The organism is Nostoc sp. UCD121, assembly GCF_014222285.1.
GTDB lineage: Bacteria > Cyanobacteriota > Cyanobacteriia > Cyanobacteriales > Nostocaceae > Nostoc.
The window spans coordinates 34,089-40,337 of the sequence record NZ_JACKZS010000048.1 but is presented as its reverse complement, the minus strand read 5'-3'; the positions used below and the strand labels follow the sequence as shown (position 1 = coordinate 40,337).

Annotated in this window: 6 protein-coding genes; 4 read left to right on the top strand and 2 right to left on the bottom strand. The window is 39.0% G+C overall.

Annotated elements, in window-relative coordinates:
* Together GNF10_RS12965 and GNF10_RS12960 are read right to left on the bottom strand one after the other, a co-directional pair.
* Positions 1–662: alpha/beta hydrolase (locus tag GNF10_RS12965; RefSeq protein WP_185581970.1), on the bottom strand; the 662-nt coding region annotated here is incomplete at its 3' end.
* Between the two features lie 83 nt (positions 663–745).
* Positions 746–3,052, bottom strand: coding sequence for an ATP-binding protein (locus GNF10_RS12960; RefSeq protein ID WP_260446301.1), 2,307 nt, complete (start codon positions 3,050–3,052; stop codon positions 746–748).
* 388 nt (positions 3,053–3,440) lie between these two features.
* Here GNF10_RS12960 and GNF10_RS12955 point away from each other — a divergent pair, with 388 nt between their 5' ends.
* The 4 genes from GNF10_RS12955 to psbV all read left to right on the top strand — a co-directional run bounded on the left by GNF10_RS12955 (position 3,441) and on the right by psbV (position 6,164).
* On the top strand, positions 3,441–4,349 hold the full coding sequence (locus GNF10_RS12955) for a carbohydrate ABC transporter permease (protein WP_185584884.1): 909 nt from the start codon (positions 3,441–3,443) through the stop codon (positions 4,347–4,349).
* The gene (locus tag GNF10_RS12950; protein WP_185584885.1) at positions 4,346–5,173 is read left to right on the top strand and encodes a carbohydrate ABC transporter permease; all 828 of its coding nucleotides are present in this window, start codon (positions 4,346–4,348) and stop codon (positions 5,171–5,173) included. Before GNF10_RS12955 ends, GNF10_RS12950 begins: the two co-directional genes overlap by 4 nt.
* Before the next feature lie 151 nt (positions 5,174–5,324).
* Positions 5,325–5,540 carry a hypothetical protein gene (locus GNF10_RS12945; protein WP_012409317.1) on the top strand — a complete coding sequence of 72 codons (216 nt, stop codon included), beginning with the start codon at positions 5,325–5,327 and terminating at the stop codon, positions 5,538–5,540.
* A gap of 132 nt (positions 5,541–5,672) precedes the next feature.
* Positions 5,673–6,164, top strand: coding sequence for a photosystem II cytochrome c-550 (gene psbV, locus GNF10_RS12940; RefSeq protein ID WP_114083743.1), 492 nt, complete (start codon positions 5,673–5,675; stop codon positions 6,162–6,164).
* Positions 6,165–6,249: the final 85 nt, after the last annotated feature.

Sequence of the window (6,249 nt, the reverse complement as noted above, 5' to 3'; positions counted from 1 at the left end):
TATCTTAAGTCCAGAGGATTGGTTCGCGATAGCTGGTCGCGAACCAATCCCCTTTTCCACATCCCGTGAAAAGTCAGACTAGCTTCTGGATGTTTTACTGCCAAATTTATAGCAACCGCTCCCCCCATTGATTCGCCGTAAATGACAATTTGCTCTGGGGGAATTTGGCGGACTTTTACTAAATAATTCCAGGCTATTTGACTATCTTTATAAAGCTGAGATTCACTGGGAAAATTCCCTTTGCTACTACCAAAACCTCGGTAGTCAATCACTAATACAGAAAACCCCAACTGTCGCATTGCTTGAAGTCTGCCTATATAATTGTAGTAACCTTTATTATTAGCAGCACCACAAAAGTATAAAAATGTTTTAGGTGATTTTAAAATTTTTACAGGCTCATTTGGAATTAAAGAAACTTTCTCTTTTGGTAATGGTGCTGGAATCCACCAACCATGTATATATTCATTAGAGCCAGTAATAGGTAAACGCACATCTTTGTAAGGAAGAAAAAAGTCGGGCGAACTAGGTAGCGTTAAGATTTGTGGAGTGGGGCTAAATATCAAATAACGCTGCCGAACAAACAAAAATAGACAACTTGAAATGTAGGCGATCGCCACAACTCCGATGCTTCTTAGTAGCAGTTTTTTAGTAAAATATCGCATATTCCTAAAGTTATTTTTCCAACACTACCAAAAGAGCGATGTCTACGAAGGGCTACGCCTACGCCATTTTTATTGAGCTATTGCTAATACAAATCCCATTCTAATTTCAGAGTTTCTAACTTAGGATTCTTTACACTCATTCTTTTACACTCTTCTATAAATTCCTTAACTTGTTCTTGGTTAAGACTTAAGCCGCCGTCTTGCAGATTATTTATGTAAGTAATCACATCTGAAGTTGTTAAAGCTGAACTTATTTCTTCTAGAAGAATAGCATTTCTAACTTCTCGACAAACTAACTCGATATCTGATGACGTAAACTTCATACTTTTCTCTGCCAGCATTTCAAAGTTAACTAACTGATTCATATCAATTTTTGACAGGTAGTGTATGAATAGCTCTATTCTTTCTACTTGAGATGGTGGAAAAATAGGAATCTTCCAATCCAATCTACCAGAACGTTTCAAAGCACTATCTATCCCACTCAAATAATTAGTAGCAGCTATTACAATCACGTCACTATTTTTAAGATTGTTTAGTTCTATGAGTAATTGATTAATAGTTGCTTTTTGGTCTGTGTGGGCGTTGTCTTCGTTACGATTAAACCCAATACTGTCTAACTCATCAATAAATAAAACTGAAGGAGCTTTTTTCTTAGCTTGAGCAAAAATATCTCGAATATTTTTTTGACTTTGACCTATCCAAACACTGACAATATCAGCAGGAGAGAATTTAAAGAAATATCTGCCAGACTCATTAGCAAAAGTATTTGCCAGTAGAGTTTTACCGCATCCAGGTAATCCATAGAAAAGAATTCCACCAATTGAATTCTTGTGTCCCTTAGATTGCAGCTTGAGGAGTTTATCTAGTTTGTCTTTTTCTTCATTTAGCCCTTTTACTTGGCTAAAGTCAAGCTTAAATTCTTTGACGTAGTTAGTAACTGGATATGCCTGTAACAAACTAGGTTTTTTAACTCCATACTCAAAAGATGGATATTCAATAGAATCAAATGATACTGGGACTAATTGGTGTTTTTCATAATCAGGAGCCATGATTACAACCTGGAAGCGATCGCCATAATATCCAGATAACCTATATTCTAATATTTCCTTAGCCTTTTTTAGTTGATAATAGTTGCGGGCAATCTCAAAACCGGGAATTACCAACCAAAGACTTTCTAGCTTATTCGGCCATACTTTTGATTTACTTAAAACTCTTTTCAGGGGATCTAAAAAGAGATTATTATCCTGAAATTCTTGGTATTTGAGAGTTTCTATCTCAACAACTACCTGATTTTTTACATAGACTTGTATAATTTCGCTTTGATACTCTCCATCTTCATCTGATGTATCTTCATCTGATGTATCTTCATCTGGTGTTTCCTCATCCCTAGAAGTCAACTCAACTTCACAGCCAATATTAAATAATTCATATCCTAGACTTTCTAAGGTTTTAATAGCAAAATACTTGAGATAAATATATTCTTTACTTTCCTGTTGCCACTTCAGACTATAAAAATGTTCGGGCTTTATCTTCAACAATAACTGTGACTCAGCCTGGATTTGAGCTTTTTGCAAATCTACAAAATAATCTCGCAAAGATACATCATCTTCCTCTATTTGATAATATGGAAGTTCTAGGAGTAGACGAAAATGAGCATATACTTCTTCTTTATGCTCAAGAGAGGCTTCATTTGGGTATTTACATCTGAGAGTAAAAGTAAAAGGAATTTTACTGGCAACTCTATCTACCAAGTATCCTAAAGCATCTTCTTGCTGATGAGCTTGGATTTCTAATACTGATGGACAATGAAATAAAATAAAAAACTGTTCAGAATTATATTTATTGGCAGATAGAGATATCTGTTCAAACTGCTGATCGAATTTTTCCGAATCAAGCAACTCTAAACCAGTGTTGCCAAGTATAATACTGGTCATAGTTGAGCGATGAAACTGAAAAATGTTAGCATCAGAAATGGAATTTTCCTGTTCATCATCACAATCTTTATCTGAGGCAAGACTTGTAGGAATTTTTCTAGTGGCAGCTTTGGGAGTACTACTATATCCTCCGTATTGATATTTTCTAATTAATTCATAATTAAAAATTTTGACAACAATATCAGAGAAGAAATCTTCTACTTGTGGAATCAAAAAGATACCTACTGGCTGATGAGAATCTAAACATGCTTGGAATCTTTCATATTCTTGTTCCGAGCCAAAATCAAATAAGTAGTAGAAAAAATCATGTTTGACTGAGATTGCCTCTTGTAGTTTGCCTGAAATTGATTCTGATTCAGCTACTTTATTGATTGGTTCTACACCTTTAATAGAAATAGCAATTTTTGTATCTAACGGAATATACAAATCTAAGCAAGGATTTGCACAAAGTCCCAATTCACCAAGAGCAGTATTAAAATTATCTATAAATGATTGACTTCTACGCTGGTAGCCAAACTGTTCTATGATAGTTTTTACCCGTAGGCTTTTTTGAGTTTTATCAGTTCTCTGAAGTTCACTTTTAATCGAACGTAAGTAGGCTGTATATGACATTTTGTGTCCTCTTGCTTGAGTCGGGTTAATTAGCATCCCCAAGGAAGCTAGATATATAGTTCCCTAAATGACATAAGTAGCTAACTCAGACAACTGATATCTCGTAAATCGTCGTTTTGCGTCTAGGCTTTCCAAAAATAGAAACTTAATTTAATTACAGGATTAGGATCAATAATTATGCATAACCCATCTCTACAGCCGGGTTAGTGCGGGATTAAATGGAGGTTCTGTAGTGCTTGCAATCAACAGGCGGCGGAGTAACCCCAGGTGGAATATCACAGAAAACTTGGCTGGGTATATGTTCATGATGCCCACCATTCTAGTTTTGGGGACTTTTGTAGTCTTACCCATTCTCTACGCCGTTTTTCTTTCCTTGCAAAAAGTCCGACTTCTCGGCGGTATTGAGTACGAGTTCATCGGTTTTCGGAACTTCACACGATTAGCTGAAGATGAAAGGGTTTGGATTGCTTTAAGAAACACAGCACAATATGTAGCTATTGTTGTGCCAACTCAAACAGTCTTAGCTTTAATTCTGGCAGTAACTCTGAATTCTGGGATTCGCGGTAAAAACTGGTGGCGCATCCTCTATTTTTTGCCCACAGTCACCTCTTCAGTAGTGCTGACGCTGATCTTTATGTGGATTTATAACACCGATGGGCTACTAAACGATTTTCTCGCTTTTGTAGGGCTACCTACTTATAACTGGTTGGGCGATCCAGATGTTGCGCTCAAAGGCATTATGATCATGAACATTTGGTCAACTGCGCCGTTTTTCATGGTGATTTATCTGGCCGCCTTGCAAGATATACCGCAAACACTTTATGAGGCGGCGGAACTCGATGGCGCAAATGGGTGCAAGCAATTTATCCACGTTACCCTTCCCTTGCTTAAGCCTGTAACCTTCTTTGTGGTAGCAGTGGGGGTGATTGGGACTTTTCAACTTTTTGACCAGTCTTACATCTTTTCTGGGGGTACTGGCGGCCCAAATAACGCTACCTTAACTGTGGTGCTGCTAATTTACCAAGCTGTGTTTCGGAATTTACAAATGGGATATGCCGCCGCGATCGCATTTTTGTTAGCAGCAGTCATCATCACAATCACTTTGATTCAACGGCGACTTTTCGGAGGCGAACGGATTTGACTAAAATCTCTGGCTTAAAAGTCTTGTTATACGTCTTGTTGACACTCTATGCGATCGTTACCCTAATCCCCTTTCTCTGGGCGCTTTCAGCATCATTTAAGCCGCTAACAGAGATTGTGGGTGGTGAACCCAACTTTCTCCCCAAGAATTTTACTCTTGACAACTACAAGCAAATCTTTCTCCAAGAACCGTTATTTTGGCGCTGGTTATTCAACAGCGTGGCGATCGCCGTCAGCGTTACGCTTTTAAACTTGTTGTTAAATTCAATGGCTGGTTATGCCTTGGCAAGACTGCGTTTTGTGGGTAAGCGCTTTTGGTTCTTTCTCATCTTGGCTGTGCTGGCAGTACCAGCGCAAATCACACTAATTCCGACATTTTTGATTTTGAAAGCGATCGGCTGGTTGAATTCTTACCAAGGCATGATTGTGCCTAGCATGGTGAATGCCACTTTTATCTTTATGATGCGGCAGTTTTTTGTTAATTTTCCTAAAGAACTAGAAGAAGCAGCTCAACTGGATGGCTTAAATACCTTTGGAATTTTCCGACATATTGTCTTACCTTTAGCCAAACCAGCACTAGCAGCACAGGCAGTTTTTGTATTTATGGGAAGTTGGAATAATTTTTTACTGCCGATAGTTATCCTATTTGACCCAGAAATGTTTACCCTCCCTTTGGGGCTGAATACCTTCAAAGGCCAATACATTAGCTATTGGAACTACATTATGGCAGCTTCTATGGTTTTTACCCTGCCAGCTTTAGGTATTTACGCCTTTTTTAATCGTTACTTTATTCAAAGCGTTACCTTCACTGGGGGAAAAGGTTAAACCCCATTCCCAATGCCCTATTCCCCATACTTCGACTGCGCTCAGTACAAGTTCCCCATTCCCCAAACAGTATTTTGGGCAACAAATTGCACTCCTAACGTGATATTGGTATTACAGCGACTCAATCTCTATCTATCAGTTAACAAGCATTATGGGTTTTGCAGACCTATCGATCGCAGAGATAGCAGCCGACTACAGTATACCTGTAGAAAAAGTGTTTTCTCTGTGCAACCAACTGGGAATCGCCTACAAACACCAAAAGACCCGTTTGGCGTTAGAAGATGCAAAGGCAATTATTTCCCAAATATCGTTTGAAACACACCCAAAAGGTACTAGCGACTTGGTGGGTGATGACGAGGACACCTAACGGGTGATCTTGGGCTTTAGCTAATCATTGATAGCTAATGACAAAAAACAATGAGTCATTAGCAATTAGCAGCTTGGAGATTGAGAACCGCTTTCTTAGCTGTGTTGAGCGTCAAAATTTTTAAGGGGAAACATGTTTAGAAGACTAATTGGCGTTGTTGTGGCCACTGTTTTACTCTCGTTTCAGTTGCTTGTCGGTAGCGCGACAGCAGTGGAGCTGGACAAAGCTACCCGAACAGTGCCATTAAATGCTCAGGGTGAGACTACCGTACTTAGCCTGAAACAAGTAAAAGAAGGCAAACGCTTATTTAATTACGCTTGCGCCCAATGTCATGCTGGGGGAGTTACCAAAACAAATCAGAACGTGGGACTTACCCCAGACGATCTGGCACTGGCAACACCCAACCGTAATAACATTGAAGGCTTGGTGGATTACCTGAAAAATCCTACTACTTACGACGGGGAAGAAGAGATTTCCGAAATCCACCCCAGTATCAAGAGTGCAGATATTTTCACAGCAATGCGAAATCTGACAGATGAGGACTTGGAAGCGATCGCTGGTCATATTCTCATACAACCCAAAATCGTTGGTACTAAGTGGGGAGGCGGAAAAATCTATTACTAAATCCTGAAACTGAGTCATTGGGAATAGGGCATTGGGCATTGGGAAGTATCCATTCCCCATTCCCCCTTCCCCATTCCCTACTGAT